This window comes from Jatrophihabitans telluris, from assembly GCF_023516435.1.
GTDB classification, from domain to species: Bacteria; Actinomycetota; Actinomycetes; order Mycobacteriales; family Jatrophihabitantaceae; genus Jatrophihabitans_A; species Jatrophihabitans_A telluris.
In genome coordinates, this window is the sequence record NZ_CP097332.1 from 3,469,951 (window position 1) to 3,487,288 (window position 17,338).

The following is a 17,338-nucleotide window of genomic DNA, read 5'->3' on the forward strand; positions in this document are numbered from 1 at the left end:
GCGCCGCCCGGCCTCGCCTGGGGCGGCCGTTCACCGCCGGCGGATCACGGCCCTCAGACCGGGGGGACCCCGTGGCGTTTGTCAGCCAGGGGACGGCTCTTGCCGCTCAGGGCCGCAAGACGAGCAACCAATTCGGCCCGCAGTTCATCCGGCGCGATGATCGCGTCGATCACCAGGTCGGAGGCCAAGCGCAACAGATCCACGTCGGCCTCGTACTCGGACCGCCGTTCGCTGACGAACCGGGCCCGCTCCTCGGTGTCGGCGATCTCGGCGATCTTGTTCGCGTAGACGGCGTTCACGGCCGCCTCGGGACCCATCACCGCGACCCGTGCCGTCGGCAGCGCGATGCAGGCGTCGGGCATGAAGCCGGGGCCGTCCATCGCGTACAGCCCGGCGCCGTAGGCCTTGCGCACCAGCACCGACAGCTGCGGGACGTTCGCCTCGGCGACGGCGGTGATCATCTTCGCGCCGTGCCGGATGATGCCCTGACGCTCGACCTCGGACCCGATCATGAAGCCCGGCACATCGGCCAGATAGATCAAGGGGAGATTGAAGGCGTCGCAGAGCCAGATGAAGCGAGCCGCCTTGTCCGCGGAATCGGAGAACAGGACACCGCCCCTGACCGCCGAGTTGTTGGCCACGATCCCGACCGGCCGACCGTCCAACCGCCCGAGGCCGACCACCAGTTCGGCGGCGAACTCGGGCTTGATCTCGAAGAAGGAGTCTTGGTCGATCACGCCGTCGATGACCGTGTGAATGTCGAACGGAACCGATTCGGCGGCGGGGACCGTGGTGTCGTCCAACTCCTGGGCCGGCGCCTCGCCGGCGTACTCGTGCGCCGGCGCGTGCCAGTTCTGTGGGAAGTAGGAGAAGTACAGCTTGGCCTGCTCGATGGCGTCGAGGTCGTCGGTGGCGAGGTTGTCACCGCAGCCGGAGACCGTGGCGTGCATGCGCGCGCCGCCCATCTCCGCCAGGGTTACCTTCTCCCCCACCACCATCTCGGCCATGCGTGGCGAACCCAGGTACATCGAGGCGTTCGCCTCGACCATGATCACGATGTCGGTGAAGGCGGGGATGTAGGCGCCGCCGGCGGCAGACGGCCCGAACAGGCAGCAGATCTGGGGAACCTTGCCCGACAGCGCCACCTGGTTGTGAAAGATCCGTCCCGCACCGCGACGTCCGGGGAACAGGTCGACCTGGTCGGTGATCCGGGCCCCGGCGGAGTCGATGAACCAGAAGATCGGCAACTCCTGAGCCAGCGCCCGCTCGGTTACCCGGATGATCTTCTCGACCGTCCTGGCCCCCCACGAACCCGCCTTGACGGTCGGGTCGTTGGCAACCACGAGCGCCGGCCGGCCGTCGACCAGCCCCTGGCCGGTGACCACGCCGTCGGCGGGCAGCGACGAGGCCAGCGCGTTAGCCAGTTGAGCGTCCTCGACGAAGCTGCCCTCGTCGAACAGCAGGGCGATCCGGTCGCGCACATAGAGCTTTCCGGCCGCGGCAAGTTTGGCCGCCGCCGCAGTCGACGGGGCCAGCGTCCCCTTGCGAGCAGCCGCGATCTTCGCTGCGTCCGACATGATCGAAACCTACGCCCTTCCGCTTTCCCGCACGCTGAGGTCCTCCCTCGCTGACGCTCGGTCGATCCTCACTCGACTGGCCGTCATCTCGCTCCGGTCCTCCCTCGCTGACGCTCGGTCGATCCTCACTCGACTGGCAGTCCGAGGTTGCGAGCGATAACCATCCGCTGGACCTCGGACGTGCCCTCGCCGACCTCGAGGATCTTGGCGTCGCGATAGAACCGGGCCACGGGGTACTCCTCGATGAAGCCGTAGCCCCCGAACACCTGAGTCGCCACCCGGGTGGCGGTGACGGCCGCCTCGGTGGAGTACAGCTTGGCGATGGCGGCGGCCTGGCTGACCTCCGAGCGCGGGCGGCCGGCGTCCTTGAGCCACGCAGCCTTGTACGTCAGGCCCCGCGCCGCCTCGACGGCGACGGCGAGATCGGAGATCGCGAAGGCCACCGCCTGGCGAGCACCGATCGGCTTGCCGAAGGTGCTGCGCTGCTTGGCGTAGCTCAGACACTCCTCCAGGCAGGCCTGCGCCAGACCGACCGCGAGTGCGGATATCGCGATCCGGCCGTCGTCGAGAATGGACAAGAACTGGCGGAACCCGGCGCCGCGTCCGCCCAGCAGGTTCGACTCGGGCACCCGACAGTCGGAGAACACCAGGCCGTGGGTATCGGAAGCGTGCCAACCCAGCTTGTCGTAGGGCGGCTGAACCTCGAATCCAGGGGTTCCCGACGCAACGATGATGGCTGAGATCTCCGGACGGCCGGACGATTCGGACACCACACCGGTGCGGGCGGTCACGGTCACGCATGACGTGATCGGCGTGCCGGAGTTCGTGATGAACGCCTTGGCGCCGTTGATCGTCCACTCTCCGTCGGCGAGCTCGGCGCGGGTGCGGGTGGCCCCGGCGTCGGAGCCGGCTTCGGGCTCGGTCAAGCCGAACGCCGCCAGCGCGCGCCCGGCCACGAGATCCGGGAGGTACGTCTGCTTCTGCTGCGCGTCACCGAAGCTCAGGATCGGGTTGATGCCCAGACCGACACCGGCTGACAGTGTGATGCCCACAGACTGGTCGACGCGCCCCAATTCCTCGATCGCCAGGCACAGCGCGGAGAAATCGCCACCATCGGGAAGGCTGCCCCGACTGCCGCCGTATTCAGGATCGACGACCAGGCCGAACAGCCCCAACTCACCCATCTTCGGGATCAGGTGGACGGGAAAGTGATGCTTGCGGTCCCATTCGGCGGCGTGCGGGCGAACCTCGGCCTCAGCGAATTCGCGAACGACCTTGCGGAAGACCTCGTGGTCGGCCGACAGCTCGAAGGACATGGTGAGCTCCTCTATCCACGGCTCGGCCGACGGGTGGGAGCCGAACCCTACAGGTTGACGTTTACGTCAACGTCAGTCGACTATAGCTGGTATGCCCAGCGCTGCCCATACCTACGGATACGGTTCTTCGGTGACCTCCCCCGGTGCGGAACCGACCATCGACCGGCGCTGGAGTGTCGGCGAGCTGGCCGACGAGCTCGGCATCACCACCCGGACCCTGCGCTTCTACGAGTCCGAAGGTCTCATCGCCCCGGACCGATCCGGTTCGGCCCGCAGCTACGACCACCGCGACCACGCACGGATGCGGCTGATCCTGCGCGGAAAGCGATTCGGCATGTCGTTGGCCGAGATCCGGGAGATCGTCGACATGTACAACGGTGCGGCCTCGTCCGAACGGCGCCAGCTGCGCACCCTGCTGACCCGGCTGGACGAGATCTCCGAGGACCTCACCGAGCGGCGCCGCGACCTGGATCGCACGCTGAGCGAGGTCCGCGAGGTTGCCGACCAGTGCCGCACACGCCTGGCTGAACTGGACTGACGTACCGGGGCGGAAACTTCCCATTCAGCCCCCGCGTGGCTCTTTGACAGGGAATTCATACCTTCAGTACCGTCTGCGCTACTGCGCCGGGTTCTACGGTGCCCCACCCCGCACCGCGCCCCAGGAGTAGCTTCATGCGTCGTGTTCTGCGCACTCTGACCTCGACCCTGCTCGGACTGGGTCTGGTCGTGGCCTGCCTCTTCTTCACCCAGCCGGCTCAGGCCCTCGCGCCGCCGGTCACGCTGACGGGCTCGGCGCCCACCACGGCCACCGGACCGGGCACGGTCGGCCTCACCTACCTGCTGAGGACCACCCACCCCCTGACCGGCGTCGCGTTCGGCACCCACCAGGATGCGGCGCTACCCGCACTCGCCGCGACGGTCACCGTCAACGGCACGGCGGTCGACCCGGCCACGGTGACCAGCACCGCCGGCGACCTGTCCTTCGCGCTCGGCACGGCCGGTGCCCTGCCTGCGGGCACGTACCGGATCGTCTTCCGGGCCACCGTGTCTGCCACGGCGGCCCTCACGTCCTCCAGCGCCACGGTGGGCTACACCGATTCCGCCGATCCCGGCGCCGCGCCGGTCACCGCCGGGCCGGTCGCGATCTCGGTCAACGAGCCGGACCTGGTCCTGATCGGCGGCCTGAGCCCGGACGGCTCGATCATCACCCAACCACTGGGGACCGGTGCGTCGGGAGCAGCGATCTTCATCGTGGGCAACCTGGCCGCGTCCCCGACCGCGGCAACCCTGCACGTGCACGTTCCGGCCGGCCTGCTGCTGCGCAACTTCAGCGCAGTCATTGCCGATCTCAACAACCCCAACGACCAGGGAACGGTGCTGTCCTGCCCCACCACCGGCGCAGCCGGGACCACCATCGACTGCCCCCTGGGAACGCTCAGCCAGAGCCAGGCGGTTTTCGCCGGCGGTGAGGTCAGCACGTCGGGCACGCCGACGATCGGCAGCCTGGCCACGATCACCGCGGACGTCGCGCCGGACGGTGCCCTCGTGGACTCCGATCTGTCGAACAACACCACGGCCTACAACTTCGCATTCACCGGGGTCGCCGACCTGACCCGGTCCGTGACGACCTCGGCCACGACGGTCACGCTCGGCAAGAGCGTGTCGGTCACTCTCAAGGTCCACAACAACGGCCCGCAGCCGGCCCTCACCGCGGCCGCGTTCACCCTTCTGAAAAACGGCCACTTCGCGATCACCGGGTTCGACGGCACGCCGCTCGACGGCAACTCCGGCGCGTCCGGCAACGGCGTCAGCCCGCTGAGCGCGACCGCCCGGCGCTCGGCGCTGGCCACGGCACGCGCCCGGCTCCACGCTGCTGAGCGCTCGGGTACCGGCCTGCATACCGCTCAGCTGGACGCCCTGCAATCGGCCGTCAGCCGGGTCCACGCGGCGCTACGGCTGAGCGGAACCTCCGCGGCCACCGGCACCGTTTCCGCGTCTCCGACCGCCACCTACGTCGACGGTCCGGCTTGGGATCTGGGAACCATCGAACCCGGGCAGACGAAGATCGCGCACCTGACGCTCAAGGCCGTCTCGGCCGGCAGCGACACCGTCGGCATGCTCGCCCTCTCCGACGCCGCCGATCCGGGCTGCCTCACGCTGGACGACTTCGGCGCCGACGCACCCAACCCGAAGTGTGTCGCCTTGCTCGGCCTGACCGCGAAGAAGGCGGTTCCCGTCCCGAGTCCGCAGAGCGGCGCGCACGGCGAACTCGCCAACACCGGTGGCCACCCGCAGGTTCCGGCCTTCTTCGGTGGCGCCCTGGTGCTCATCGGCTCGGGCGCCCTGTGGCTGGCCCGGCGACGCCCGGACTCGTCGACGAGCTGATCACACGCGGGCGTCGCGGGACCCGTACGGTGTCTGCGGATCGCATGGCCTATCCCTCAACACTCACCCTGTGTGACCGAGGCGTGGGTAACCTTCTGACGAACTGATCAGCTTTCAGGAGGCCGCGACATGCAGAAGGTGCTCATCGCCAACCGGGGCGAGATCGCGGTGCGGGTCATCCGGGCATGTCGGGACGCCGGGTTGGCGTCGGTGGCGATCTATGCCGAGCCTGACCGCGACGCGCTGCACGTTCGGATGGCCGACGAGGCCTGGGCGCTGGGGGGCAACACCCCCGGCGAGTCCTACCTGCTCATCGACAAGGTGATTGGTGCGGCCAAGGAGTCCGGCGCCGACGCGGTGCACCCCGGCTACGGATTCCTGTCGGAGAACGCGGACTTCGCCCAGGCTGTCATCGATGCGGGGCTGACCTGGATCGGCCCGTCTCCGCAGGCCATTCGCGACCTCGGTGACAAGGTGACCGCCCGGCACATCGCGCTGCGCGCGGGCGCGCCCTTGGTTCCCGGGACGAAGGATCCCGTGTCGGGCGCGGATGAGGTGGTCGCGTTCGCGACCGAGCACGGTCTGCCCGTGGCCATCAAGGCCGCCTTCGGCGGCGGTGGCCGCGGCCTGAAGATCGCCCGCACGATGGAGGAGATCCCCGAGCTCTACGACAGCGCCGTGCGCGAGGCCGTCACCGCCTTCGGCCGGGGCGAATGCTTCGTCGAGCGCTACCTGGAGCGCTCCCGCCACGTCGAGGCGCAGGTGCTGGCCGATCAGCACGGCAACGTCATCGTCGTCGGCACCCGGGACTGCTCGCTGCAACGCCGTAACCAGAAACTCGTCGAGGAGGCGCCCGCGCCGTTTCTCACCGACGAGCAGCGCGATCGCATCCACAGCTCGGCCAAGGCCATCTGCCGCGAGGCCGGTTACACCGGCGCCGGGACGGTTGAGTATCTGGTCGGCAACGACGGGGTGATCAGCTTCCTGGAGGTCAACACTCGTCTGCAGGTCGAGCATCCGGTTACTGAGGAGACCTCGGGATCGGACTTGGTGCGGGAGCAGTTCCGCATCGCCGACGGACACGCGCTGCGCCGGCTGAGCGACCCGGAGCCGCGCGGGCACGCGTTCGAGTTCCGGATCAACGGCGAGGACCCGGGCCGCAACTTCCTGCCGGCGCCCGGTGTCGTCACCACCTACCGGGAACCCTCCGGCCCTGGTGTTCGGGTGGACTCCGGCATCGAGGGCGACTCGGTGGTCGGGGGCGCCTTCGACTCCCTGCTGGCCAAGCTCATCGTGTGGGGCGAGAGCCGCGAACAGGCGCTGGAGCGCGCGCGACGAGCGCTCGACGAGTACGTCGTGGACGGTATGGCCACTGCGCTGCCCTTCCACCGCGCGGTCGTCCGTGACCCGGCCTTCGCACCAGACGGGGACGAACCCTTCACTGTGTTCACCCGCTGGATCGAGACGGAGTTCGTCAACGAGATTCCCGCGTTCACGGCAGCCGCCGCGGCGGGCGGGACCGAGGCCGAACGGCAGACCATCGTCGTCGAGGTCGGCGGTAAGCGGCTGGAGGTCTGTCTGCCGGCCGGTCTGGGCGTGGCCAGCGCTCCGGCCTCCGGCAAGAAGGCGGCGCCGAAGCGCTCGTCCGGACCGAAGTCGTCGGCCGCGGTTTCCGGCGACGCTCTCACGGCCCCGATGCAGGGCACGATCGTGAAGGTGGCGGTGTCCGACGGCGACACCGTGGCCGCCGGTGACCTGGTGGTCGTCCTCGAGGCGATGAAGATGGAACAGCCCATCAACGCCCACAAGGCCGGGACGATAACCGGGTTGAGCGCCGAGGCCGGCGCCGTCGTGACCTCCGGATCGGTGCTCTGCGAAATCAAGCAGTAGTAGCTCGGATCAACTCGCCATAACTCATGCCGATGTAACAGGTAGACCGCGTGTCCGCGCGGTCTGATATCGGGGTGAAGTGGGGCAATCGTGGCGTCCGTTCCCACGTTGGCGGGGTGCTGGCCCGGTCCGGCGTGCCGTCCGGTGATGACTGCCGTTCCCGGCGTGCGGACCGTCCGCGCCGGGCAGACGCCCGCGCCCTCGAACCAGACCGCTCGGTCGACTTCGGGGGTGTCGTCCGAGTAGGAGGCGGGCCGCGGCCGGACGCTCCCCATACCGTTCCGCGCTGCGGCCCGCCGCACCCACCGCCGCACCCACGACCGCGGTGTCGGCGGGGTTGGTTCCGCGGGACACTTCAGGCATGCAACGTCCTGGGATCTGGCTGTGGCTGCGGTACGCGGTGGGCGGAACCCTTCCCGAGCGCTTTGACGAGTGGGTACGCCACGACCTGACCGGGGCCGACTGGCGCATTCGCGAAGCTGGACGGATCCTGCTGTTCGCGATCATCCCGATCGTGGGGCTGCTGGTCCTGCTGCCCGGTGCGATCGAGATCCGGATCTACGCCGCCCTGTTCGTCTTCATCGGGCCGTTGTTCGTCGGCTTCGCCTACGGCGACGAGCTACGCGACCGGCGGCTGCGACAGCACGGCCTGCTACCCCCCAGCGGTCCCGACCCCGACTGAGCGAGTCGGGCTGGGCCGGGTCGGCCGTCACGACTGGCGCGCGCGGATCCGCTCGATCATCTCGATGCGCTTCTCGGCGAGGGCGATCATCTCCGCGGTACGGGCCGCAACGTGGTCGCTGTCGGCGCCCTGGGAGAAGACCATGGCCCAACCGTCCGGGCCCTCGAGCGCCGGAACACGCTCGACCAGTTCGGTCGTAGCGACATGGTGCGTGCCGTCGAAGTCATAGTCGGCGTTGACCACCGCGACCACGACGTGCTCGTCCGGAAGTTCCGCTACGAACGCGACGATCTGCTCGGCGTTCTCGGCGAACACGCCTGCGGCGCGAATGGTCCGCCGCGACTTCTCGATCTGTTCCGGTGTCAGTTCCACTGCTCGTCCTCAATCCAAGTCGTCGTGCTGGGTGAGCTGGCGTGCCGCCTCGGTGATCGACCCGGACAGCGATGGGTACACCGCGAACGCCGCGGCGAGTTCGTTCACGGTGAGCCCCAGCTGCACGGCGGTCGCGATCGGCAGGATCTGCTCGGAAGCCTGCGGGGCAACCACCGCACCGCCGATCACGACACCGCTGGCCGGGCGGCAGTACAGCTTCACGAAGCCGTCGGTGACACCCTGCATCTTGGCGCGTGCGTTACCGGACAGGGCGAGGGTGACGGTGCGCGCCGGAACCGAGCCGGAGGTGACCGCGGCGTGACCGATGCCCACCGTGGCGATCTCCGGATGGGTGAACACGTTCGCGGCAACCGTCTTCAACCGCAACGGCTGGACCGCCTCGCCCAGGGCGTGCCACATCGCGATCCGCCCCTGCATGGCCGCAACCGAGGCCAGCAGCAGCACGCCGGTGCAGTCTCCGGCGGCGTAGATGCCGCTGACCGACGTCCGCGAGACCCGGTCCACATCGACGAAACCGCCCTGGCTGGTGGCCAGACCAACGTGCTCCAGCCCCAGCCCAGCGGTGTTGGGCACCGACCCGACGCACATCAGCACGTGCGATCCGGTGACCGAACGGCCGTCCACCAGACCGACCTCGACGACGTCGCCGTGGCGGAGCACCGACGCGGCCCGCGCCTGTTTCATCAGCGTTCCGCCGCGCTCGGTGAAAACCTTCTCGATGACGTCCGCGGCGTCGGGGTCCTCGCCCGGCAGCACCTTCTCGCGGCTGGACACGAGGGTGACCGGAACCCCCATCTCGCTGTAGGCGGAAGCGAACTCGGCCCCGGTTACGCCGGACCCGACCACGATCAGGTGCTCGGGCAGTGTGGTCAGGTTGTACACATCGCGCCAGGACAGGATGCGCTCACCGTCGGGCTCGGCACCAGGCAACACGCGGGGTGTGCCCCCGGTGGCGATCAGGACCACGTCGGCCTCGATGGATTCCACCGCGGCGCCCTCGGCCAGGTCGGGGGCCACCTCGATCCGATAGGTCCGGCCGTGCTGGTCGGAGGAGAAGCGCGCCCGGCCGGCGATCACGTTGACGCCCTGCTTGACGAGACGCTCGCGGATGTCGGCCGACTGGCTCGCCGCCAGATCCCGCACCCGCCGGTTGACCACCTCGAGTTTGACCTCGACCTCGCTCACCGAGCTCGAGCACACCCCGAGGTTGGGCGCGTCCCGGAACGCGGTCACCTTCTCCGAGGTCGCAATCAGCGTCTTGGAGGGGACGCAGTCGTAGAGGACGCAGGCGCCACCGGCGCCGTCGGACTCCACGAGGCTGACCTCGGCCCCCAGATCAGCGGCGACAGTGGCCGCCTCGTAGCCTGCCGGTCCGCCGCCGATGATCGCTATCCGTCTCACGCCGACCATTGTCCCGCAGAGGGTTGATGCTCGGGCCGCCGGGCCGACTAGATAAGCTCAGCCACCGTGCCCCTCTACGCCGCCTACGGCTCGAACATGGACCCGGCGCAGATGCGCAACCGGTGCCCGCATTCGCCGTTCGCGGAGACGGGCTGGCTGCCAGGCTGGCGGCTCACCTTCGGGGGCGAGGACCTCGGCTGGGAGGGCGCTCTGGCCACGGTCGTTCCGGACGACGATCCCTTGGGCAGTGGGGTCTTCGTCGCGCTGTACGACATCACCGAAGCCGACCGCATCGCCCTGGACAAATGGGAGGGCGCCGACACCGGGCTGTACGGCACCTCGACCCTTCGGGTTTCCACCCTCGCCGGGGACGTCCTGGCCTGGACCTACGTGCTCGACGGGTACGAGGGCGGACTTCCCTCGGCCCGCTACCTCGGCCTGATCGCCGAGGCCGCCGAGACTGCCGGCGCGCCGGAGGACTACGTGAGCGAGCTACGCAACCGACCGTGCCGCTCGATCGGCTTCTGAATCCAGCGTGACCCCAGCTGGGCTGACACGCACGGGCCGGCTCAGACGGGCTGACTCAGAGGTTGCTCCCTGGGTGCGGGATCAGTCCTGGGGGTTCCAGAGTTCGTCGAGGATCGCGGCCGTGAAGCGCACCCCGACGGCCAGCGCACTCTCGTCGATGTCGAAGCTGGGCTGATGCAGGTCGCCCCCCTCGGTTCCCGGCACCCGCACGCCCAGGCGGGCCATCGAACCCGCAACGGTGCGCAGGTACCAGGCGAAGTCCTCGCCACCCATGGACTGAGCGGTGTCGGACACGCCGTGCGAACCCAGCGCCGCCAGGGCCGCCTGGGTCTGGAGCGCCACCAGCGAGGGATCGTTGACCACCGCGGGCACACCGCGCTCGTAATGGACCTCCACCTTCGCCCCCGTCGGCGCGACGATGTCGGCGGCCAGCTGCGTGACCAGTGGCTGCAGGCGCTCCCACAGGTGCCCGTCGAGCATCCGCAGCGTTCCCCGCATCGATCCGCTCTGCGGGATGGCATTCGCCGCGGAACCGGCCGATACGGTGCCCCACACCAGGGACAGGGCAGAACGGGGATCGACCCGGCGGGACAGTAGTCCCGGTAGTTCGGTGATGAGCAGGCCGAGGGCGTAGACGAGGTCGACGGTCAGCTGGGGACGTGCGGTGTGCCCACCGGGACCCGACAGCCGCACCTCGATCTGGTCGAACGCGGCGGTAATGGCGCCGACCCGCAGACCTACCTTGCCCGCGTCGAGCTTCGGGTCACAGTGGACCGCGAAGATCTTCTCGACGCCGGTCAGCGCGCCGGCGTCGACGACCGCCATGGCGCCACCGGGCATGCGTTCTTCGGCGGGCTGGAAGATGAGTCGGACGGAGCCGGGCCAGGTCGTGGCCGCGCCGGCCAGCACGCCGGCCACACCCAGCAGGATCGCGGTATGCGCATCATGGCCGCAGGCGTGGCAGACCCCTGGCACCTGGGATGCGTACGGGACGATCTTGTGATCGGGCAGCGGCAGGGCATCGATGTCAGCCCGCAACGCGGTGAACGTCGGTCCGTCGCCGATGTCGCACACCACCCCGGTACCGACCGCCAACCGGCTCGGGTTCAGTCCGAAGCCGCGCAGCGTGGTCATGATCAGCTCGGTGGTGCGGTGCTCGGTGTAGGCCACCTCGGGGTGCCGGTGGAGGTCCCGCCGCCAGTCGACCAGATCGTCAGCGTGGGTTGCCAGCCATTTGGAGGCGAGTTCAGCGACCGGTTGCACGCTGTTCAGGTTATCGCCTACTGGCGGTCACCACGCCGACGAACGCCCACATCACGCGGGCGGCGGTACCTCGAAGGCGCAGAACTCGTTGCCGTCCGGGTCGGCCATGACGGTCCAGCTGATGTCGTCGTCCGGGCGGCGGATCAGGGTGGCACCGAGATCGAGCAGATCGTCCGGCCGCGCCAGTTCGATGTCGATGTGCAACCGGTTCTTCGCCGACTTGTGCTCGGGCACCTCGCCGAAGTCGATGGATTCGAACGGCGCCCCCTCGATGCCGTCGAGCCACCACCAGGGCTCCTCGGGGTCGCGGTCGAGCGTGCCACCGAGTACCTGCTGCCACCACCGGGCGATGCGCTCGGGATCGTTGGAGTCGACCGCGAGATCCTTCAGCCGGGGACCGGTAACCGGCGCGGGCCGGACGAAGGCGCAGAATTCCTGTCCCTCCGGATCGGCCATGATCGTCCAGCGCGCGAAGGTTTGCAGCTGGCGGGCGCCGAGCGCCTCGAGCTCGGTCAGGCTGCCGGTGAACACGTCGACATGCAGGCGGTTCTTCACCGATTTGGGCTCGGGCACCTTGTTCAGCCAGACCAGATGGGTCGGCGTGGGGCCTTCGAGCCTGACATCGCCGTCGGTGGCGATCGTGGCGGTCAGGCCCAGTGCCGGCGCCCAGAAACGACTCGCCGCGATCGGATCGACCGTGTCGATGCACAGCGCCTGGTATCGGGCCAGCGGCCCCTGCGGAGTTGCCATGGCGACACCCTAGGCGCAGGCACCGACACCACACTGCCGGTCAGGAGACCTCGGCAAGGATCGCGGCGGCAGCCTGCTCCGGGGTGAGCTCGCCGGCGAGCACGGCTGCCTCCGCGCGGTGCACCGCGGCCCGGCCGGCGCTGGTGTCCAGTACCGCGAGCAGCCGATCGGTGACCATCGAGCGCGTCCAATCCACCAACTGCCGGCGGCGCTTGGCGTGGAAGCGATCCTGCTCGGCGAGGTGAGCCCGGTGCCGTTGCAGGGCCGACCACACCTCGTCCAGGCCGATGTTGTCCCGTCCGGAGCAGGTGAGCACCGGAGGCCGCCACTGCTCCTCGTCCGGGCCGAGCAGTGCCAGCGCGGAGGACAGTTCCCGACCCGCCCGCTCCGCTTCTGCCGCGTGCGCCCCGTCCGCCTTGTTGACCGCGATCACGTCGGCCAGTTCGAGGATTCCGCGCTTCATTGCCTGCAGCTGGTCCCCGGTCCGAGCCAGCGTCAGAAACAGGAACGTGTCGACCATGCCGGCCACGACGTATTCCGATTGGCCCACACCGACGGTCTCGACCAGGACCACCTGGTAGCCGGCCGCCTCCATGATCAACAACGACTCGCGGGTGGCCCGCGCGACGCCGCCGAGGGTGGCGCCACTGGGCGACGGGCGCACGAAAGCCCTGTCCTGTACGGACAATCTCGCCATCCGGGTGCGGTCGCCCAGGATCGATCCGCCGGTCCTGGCCGAGGACGGATCGACCGCCAGCACGGCGACCGACTGCCCCGCGTCGATGAGGTTCATGCCGAGCGTGTCGATGAAGGTGGACTTGCCGACGCCGGGTACCCCGGTGACGCCGATCCGGCGAGCGCCGCCGGTCGCCGGGAGCAGTTCCGCGATCAGGGCCTGCGCCTGCTCGCGATGGTCGGCCCGGCGCGACTCGACCAGGGTGATCGCCCGCGCTATGCAGGCCCGGTCCCCCGCCCGGATCCCGGCACTCAGGTCACCGGCAGCGGGCACGTCCGGGGTGTCCATCAGGCCGTCGGCAACTGCCGCTCGAGCGCCGCGAGCAGCTCGAGGGCCGAGTCGGCGATCACCGATCCCGGCGGGAAGATCGCCGCGGCACCGGCCGAACGCAGGGCCGGGAAGTCCTGCGGCGGGATGACACCACCCACCACGATCACGATGTCCGATCGCCCTTGTGCCACCAACTCATCTCGCAGTGCCGGCACCAGCGTGAGGTGGCCCGCCGCGAGTGAATTGACGCCGACGACGTGCACGTCGGCCTCCACCGCCTGCCGGGCGACTTCGGCCGGGGTCTGGAACAACGGGCCCACGTCGACATCGAAACCGAGGTCGGCAAAGGCCGTCGCGATCACTTTCTGCCCGCGGTCGTGGCCGTCCTGGCCCATCTTGGCCACCAGGATCCGCGGGCGCCGACCGTGCTCGGCCGCGAAGGTGTCGGTCGCCGCCCGCGCGCGACTGATCGAGCTCCGGGCGTCCGTCCCACCGGATTCGGCCTCGCTGCGATACACACCCGAGATCGTACGGATCGTGGCCGAATGCCGGCCGAACACTGCCTCCAGCGCGTCGGAGATCTCGCCGACCGTGGCCTTGGCGCGGGCCGCGTCGATAGCCAGCGCCAAGAGGTTGCCGTCCGATCCGGCTCCGTTGGTGAGGGCGTTCAAAGCTTGGGCGGTGGCGTTGTGATCGCGTTCGTCCTTGAGCCGTCGCAGCTTCTCGGCTTGCTGCGCTCGGACGCCGGCGTTGTCGATCTTGAGGACGTCCAGCTGTTCCTCGGTATCGAGCCGGTATTTGTTGACGCCGATCACCGGTTGCCGACCGGAATCGATCCGGGCCTGCGTCCTGGCCGCGGCCTCCTCGATCCGGAGCTTGGGCAAGCCCTGGTCGATCGCGCGGGCCATCCCGCCGGCGCGTTCCACCTCGGTGATGTGCGTCCAGGCCGATCGGGCCAGGTCGTGCGTCAGCTTCTCCACGTAGGCCGAGCCGCCCCACGGGTCGATGACCCGGGTGGTGCCGGATTCCTGCTGCAATACCAGCTGGGTGTTGCGGGCGATGCGGGCGGAGAAGTCCGTCGGCAGAGCGAGGGCCTCATCGAGGGCGTTGGTGTGCAGGGACTGGGTGTGGCCCTGCGTCGCCGCCATGGCCTCGACGCCGGTCCGAATCACGTTGTTGAAGACGTCCTGCGCGGTCAGTGACCAGCCCGAGGTCTGGGAATGTGCCCGCAGCGACAGGGACTTCTCGCTCACCGGGCCGAACTGCTTGACCAGCTTGGCCCACAGCAGCCGCCCGGCGCGCAGCTTGGCCACCTCCATGAAGAAGTTCATCCCGATCGCCCAGAAGAACGACAGTCTCGGCGCGAAGGCGTCGATGGTCAGACCGGCGTCCAGTCCCGCCCGGAGGTATTCCACGCCGTCGGCCAGCGTGTAGGCCAGCTCCAGGTCGGCCGTGGCACCCGCCTCCTGGATGTGATAACCCGAGATCGAGATCGAGTTGAAACGCGGCATCTGCCGACTGGTGAAGGAGAAGATGTCGCTGATGATGCGCATCGAGGGCGCGGGCGGGTAGATGTAGGTGTTGCGAACCATGAACTCCTTGAGGATGTCGTTCTGGATCGTCCCGGTCAGCTGTCCGGGCTTCACGCCCTGTTCCTCGGCCGCCACCACGTACAGCGCCAGTACCGGTAACACCGCACCGTTCATGGTCATCGACACGCTCATCTGGTCCAGCGGAATACCGTCGAAGAGTTGCCGCATGTCGTAGATGGAATCGATGGCGACGCCGGCCATGCCGACGTCCCCGATCACACGGGGGTTGTCGCTGTCATACCCGCGGTGGGTGGGCAGGTCGAAGGCGACCGACAGCCCTTTCTGACCCATCGCGAGATTACGACGGTAGAAGGCATTCGACTCGGTGGCGGTGGAGAAACCGGCATACTGGCGCACCGTCCACGGTTGGGTCACGTACATCGTGGGGTACGGCCCGCGTAGGAACGGAGCGATACCCGGGTAGGTCTGCAAGAAGTCCACGCCGGCCAGGTCCTCGGCGCGGTAGACGGGCGGCACGACAATGCCCTCGGGCGTGTGCCACGCCGGCGCCCGCGGAGCGCGATTGGCCTGCGACGCAGCGGGTTTCGAGCTTCGCAAGGTGGCCGAACCGAAGTCCGGGATCCTCGTGACCGGCTGGCTTGCGGAAGTGGCCGCGGTGTCCTCGGTACTCACGGGCCCTCCTCCGTCAGCTGGGCCAGGGCGGATCGGAGCACGGTCACGACGTCCATCCCGGCGTAGAGGTAGCCGTCGGCACCGGATTCGGCACCGGATTCGGCACCGGGTTCAGAATCGAGTTCTGCACCGACACCGACGCGCCCGGCCAGCCACACGAATCGGGCACCCGCCGCCTTGAGCGCGGTCGCCGCGGCGGCGGCCTGCTCGTCATAGACCCGGTCGCTGGAGCACAGACAGACGCCTGGCGTTCCGCTCGCGCGGAACTGGTCCACGAGTTCCGGGACGGACCCCGAGCCGGCGACGGCTTCGATCCCGCCGGCCTGGAACAGGTTCGCCGCAAAGGCCGATCGGGTCGCCGACGCGGCCGGGCCGCCGAGACCGGCAAGAAAGATCCGCGGCCTGCTTCCCCGCTCGGTCAGTGCGGCGTCACTGAGATCGCGCAGGGCCTCGAAGTCCTCGGCGTACCGGATCCGCGGCAACAATCCGGCGCTACCGGCATGCGGTTTGGCGAGCCGGGGCACCGCGGGCTCGTCGAGGTAGGCGAATTCGCTGACGCCGGTTATCGGGCTGCGGCGTCGCGCTATGGAATCACGCCGCGTCGCGTAGGACGCGGCCAAGCGGGCGGCCAGGGCCCCACTGCGCAACAGCGAGTGGACTCCCCCGCCCCGCTCCAGTTCGGTGAAGATGTCCCAGGCCTGGTCGGCCATTTGGGCGGTGAGCGACTCGACGTAGTACGAGCCGCCCGCCGGGTCGGCGACCCGGGCCAGGCTCGACTCGTCGTGCAGGATCGAGGAGGTGTTGCGAGCCAGCCGCCGGGCGAAGTCGTCGGAGACGCCCAGCTCGGAGTCGAAGGGCAGCACGGTGATCGCGTCCGCGCCGCCGACCGCGGCGGAGAAGCAACCGATGGTCGTGCGCAGCAGATTCACCCACGGATCGCGGCGAGTCATCATCGCGGCCGAGGTGACGGCGTGCTGTCGCTGGCCGCTGCGGTCCACACCCGCGCCGGACAGTTCGGCGACCCGGTCCCACACCTGGCGCGCCGCACGCAGTTTGGCGATCGAGGTGAACTGCTCGGCGGTTACGGTGAGGCGGAACTCGATCCGGCCCAGCGCGTCGTGGAGGTCCAGCCCGGCCTGGACGAGTGCCCGCAGATAGGCCACGCCGACCGAGGTGGCCAGGGCTACCTCCTCCGCGGCCGTGGCGCCGGCCTCGGCGTAGATCGTGCCGTCCGCGACGGCGATTCCGAGATGCGGAGCATCGCTGACCAGCGCCACCAGCTCGGTGAAGTCGACCGGACGATCCACACCGACTCGAGCCAGGTCACCGATCGGGTCGCTACCCAGGCTGCCGTGCAACTCAGCGGCCGCGACGCCTCGCTCGGCCGCCGCGCTCAGCAGGATCCGGGCCGCGACTGTCGTTTCCGGGCCTGCCTGCAGGACCACGGGGGCGAGGTCGAGATACACCCCGGCCAGGCTCTGTGCGATCTCGGAGACGGGCACGCCGCCCTCGCCGGCCCGCAACCACACCGAGGTCGCACCGTTTTCCAGGTCGGTCAGCAGCGCCCGGTTGGCCTGCTCGGCGTCAGGACCTTCGATCAAGGCCCGGACGTCCCAACCACCAACGGTCGCGGCGTCGACGGTCGCGCCCCGCGTGAACGGAGCCTGTCCCGGAAGGCTGGATGCGGCGCCGGCCGGCAGATCGGCGGCGGTGTACAGGGGTCGCAGGATCAGGCCATCGTCGGTGCGGGTCGTCAACGCCGCCTCGGGATCGGCGACATCGGTGCGTCCAGACTTGGCCAGCACCGCGGCCACCGCCGCCCGCCAGTCGTCGGCGGTGGCCGGCGCAAAGTCCGTCGCCACGGACAGCGTGCCGGCCGGATCGGTCTCGGGCACAGTCATGGCGCGGATCGTATGTCCGCC

General features: G+C 69.3%; 14 protein-coding genes. 5 read left to right on the top strand and 9 right to left on the bottom strand.

Features of this window, described 5'->3' with window-relative positions:
- Positions 1-53: 53 nt before the first annotated feature.
- Both M6D93_RS15965 and M6D93_RS15970 read right to left on the bottom strand, forming a co-directional pair.
- Entirely contained in the window at positions 54-1,577 is a 1,524-nt protein-coding gene (locus M6D93_RS15965) for an acyl-CoA carboxylase subunit beta (protein WP_249770649.1), read from the bottom strand.
- 125 nt (positions 1,578-1,702) lie between these two features.
- Positions 1,703-2,893 (bottom strand): acyl-CoA dehydrogenase family protein, encoded by a 1,191-nt coding sequence (locus M6D93_RS15970; RefSeq protein WP_249770651.1) that lies wholly within the window; start codon positions 2,891-2,893, stop codon positions 1,703-1,705.
- Positions 2,894-3,023: 130 nt separating this feature from the next.
- Between M6D93_RS15970 and M6D93_RS15975 the strand changes: the two genes are divergently transcribed.
- The 4 genes from M6D93_RS15975 to M6D93_RS15990 all read left to right on the top strand — a co-directional run bounded on the left by M6D93_RS15975 (position 3,024) and on the right by M6D93_RS15990 (position 7,850).
- Positions 3,024-3,431: a MerR family transcriptional regulator gene (locus tag M6D93_RS15975; protein WP_249770653.1), complete on the top strand. Its 408-nt coding sequence runs from the start codon at positions 3,024-3,026 to the stop codon at positions 3,429-3,431.
- A 134-nt stretch (positions 3,432-3,565) separates the two neighbouring features.
- Complete coding sequence (locus M6D93_RS15980) at positions 3,566-5,278, top strand: LPXTG cell wall anchor domain-containing protein (protein ID WP_249770655.1); 1,713 nt, start codon at positions 3,566-3,568, stop codon at positions 5,276-5,278.
- A 129-nt stretch (positions 5,279-5,407) separates the two neighbouring features.
- Positions 5,408-7,168 carry an acetyl/propionyl/methylcrotonyl-CoA carboxylase subunit alpha gene (locus M6D93_RS15985; RefSeq protein ID WP_249770657.1) on the top strand — a complete coding sequence of 587 codons (1,761 nt, stop codon included), beginning with the start codon at positions 5,408-5,410 and terminating at the stop codon, positions 7,166-7,168.
- Positions 7,169-7,529: 361 nt separating this feature from the next.
- Entirely contained in the window at positions 7,530-7,850 is a 321-nt protein-coding gene (locus M6D93_RS15990; RefSeq protein ID WP_249770659.1) for a DUF5313 family protein, read from the top strand.
- 27 nt (positions 7,851-7,877) lie between these two features.
- On the opposite strand, the gene M6D93_RS15995 is transcribed toward M6D93_RS15990, so the two are convergent.
- Both M6D93_RS15995 and M6D93_RS16000 read right to left on the bottom strand, forming a co-directional pair.
- Entirely contained in the window at positions 7,878-8,222 is a 345-nt protein-coding gene (locus M6D93_RS15995) for a hypothetical protein (protein ID WP_249770661.1), read from the bottom strand.
- A 9-nt stretch (positions 8,223-8,231) separates the two neighbouring features.
- Complete coding sequence (locus tag M6D93_RS16000; RefSeq protein ID WP_249770663.1) at positions 8,232-9,644, bottom strand: NAD(P)H-quinone dehydrogenase; 1,413 nt, start codon at positions 9,642-9,644, stop codon at positions 8,232-8,234.
- 66 nt (positions 9,645-9,710) lie between these two features.
- Between M6D93_RS16000 and M6D93_RS16005 the strand changes: the two genes are divergently transcribed.
- Positions 9,711-10,172 (top strand): gamma-glutamylcyclotransferase family protein, encoded by a 462-nt coding sequence (locus M6D93_RS16005; protein WP_249770665.1) that lies wholly within the window; start codon positions 9,711-9,713, stop codon positions 10,170-10,172.
- 81 nt (positions 10,173-10,253) lie between these two features.
- On the opposite strand, the gene M6D93_RS16010 is transcribed toward M6D93_RS16005, so the two are convergent.
- From M6D93_RS16010 to M6D93_RS16030, 5 genes are all read right to left on the bottom strand, one after another.
- Positions 10,254-11,435 (bottom strand): amidohydrolase, encoded by a 1,182-nt coding sequence (locus M6D93_RS16010; protein ID WP_249770667.1) that lies wholly within the window; start codon positions 11,433-11,435, stop codon positions 10,254-10,256.
- Between the two features lie 51 nt (positions 11,436-11,486).
- Positions 11,487-12,185, bottom strand: coding sequence for a VOC family protein (locus M6D93_RS16015; protein ID WP_249770669.1), 699 nt, complete (start codon positions 12,183-12,185; stop codon positions 11,487-11,489).
- A gap of 40 nt (positions 12,186-12,225) precedes the next feature.
- Complete coding sequence (meaB, locus tag M6D93_RS16020; protein WP_249770671.1) at positions 12,226-13,209, bottom strand: methylmalonyl Co-A mutase-associated GTPase MeaB; 984 nt, start codon at positions 13,207-13,209, stop codon at positions 12,226-12,228.
- Positions 13,209-15,341 carry a methylmalonyl-CoA mutase gene (gene scpA, locus M6D93_RS16025; RefSeq protein WP_347343676.1) on the bottom strand — a complete coding sequence of 711 codons (2,133 nt, stop codon included), beginning with the start codon at positions 15,339-15,341 and terminating at the stop codon, positions 13,209-13,211. The genes meaB and scpA overlap by 1 nt, the downstream gene beginning before the upstream one ends.
- A gap of 71 nt (positions 15,342-15,412) precedes the next feature.
- Complete coding sequence (locus M6D93_RS16030) at positions 15,413-17,317, bottom strand: methylmalonyl-CoA mutase subunit beta (RefSeq protein WP_249770675.1); 1,905 nt, start codon at positions 17,315-17,317, stop codon at positions 15,413-15,415.
- Positions 17,318-17,338: the final 21 nt, after the last annotated feature.

What these genes read in the sequence shown, in the direction of transcription:
- M6D93_RS15965 (WP_249770649.1), bottom strand. Translation starts at nt 1,577, where the DNA reads ATGTCGGACGCAGCGAAGATCGCGGCTGCTCGCAAGGGGACGCTGGCC.
- M6D93_RS15970 (WP_249770651.1), bottom strand. Translation starts at nt 2,893, where the DNA reads ATGTCCTTCGAGCTGTCGGCCGACCACGAGGTCTTCCGCAAGGTCGTT.
- M6D93_RS15980 (WP_249770655.1), top strand. Translation starts at nt 3,566, where the DNA reads ATGCGTCGTGTTCTGCGCACTCTGACCTCGACCCTGCTCGGACTGGGT.
- M6D93_RS15985 (WP_249770657.1), top strand. Translation starts at nt 5,408, where the DNA reads ATGCAGAAGGTGCTCATCGCCAACCGGGGCGAGATCGCGGTGCGGGTC.
- M6D93_RS15990 (WP_249770659.1), top strand. Translation starts at nt 7,530, where the DNA reads ATGCAACGTCCTGGGATCTGGCTGTGGCTGCGGTACGCGGTGGGCGGA.
- M6D93_RS16015 (WP_249770669.1), bottom strand. Translation starts at nt 12,185, where the DNA reads ATGGCAACTCCGCAGGGGCCGCTGGCCCGATACCAGGCGCTGTGCATC.
- meaB (WP_249770671.1), bottom strand. Translation starts at nt 13,209, where the DNA reads ATGGACACCCCGGACGTGCCCGCTGCCGGTGACCTGAGTGCCGGGATC.
- M6D93_RS16030 (WP_249770675.1), bottom strand. Translation starts at nt 17,317, where the DNA reads ATGACTGTGCCCGAGACCGATCCGGCCGGCACGCTGTCCGTGGCGACG.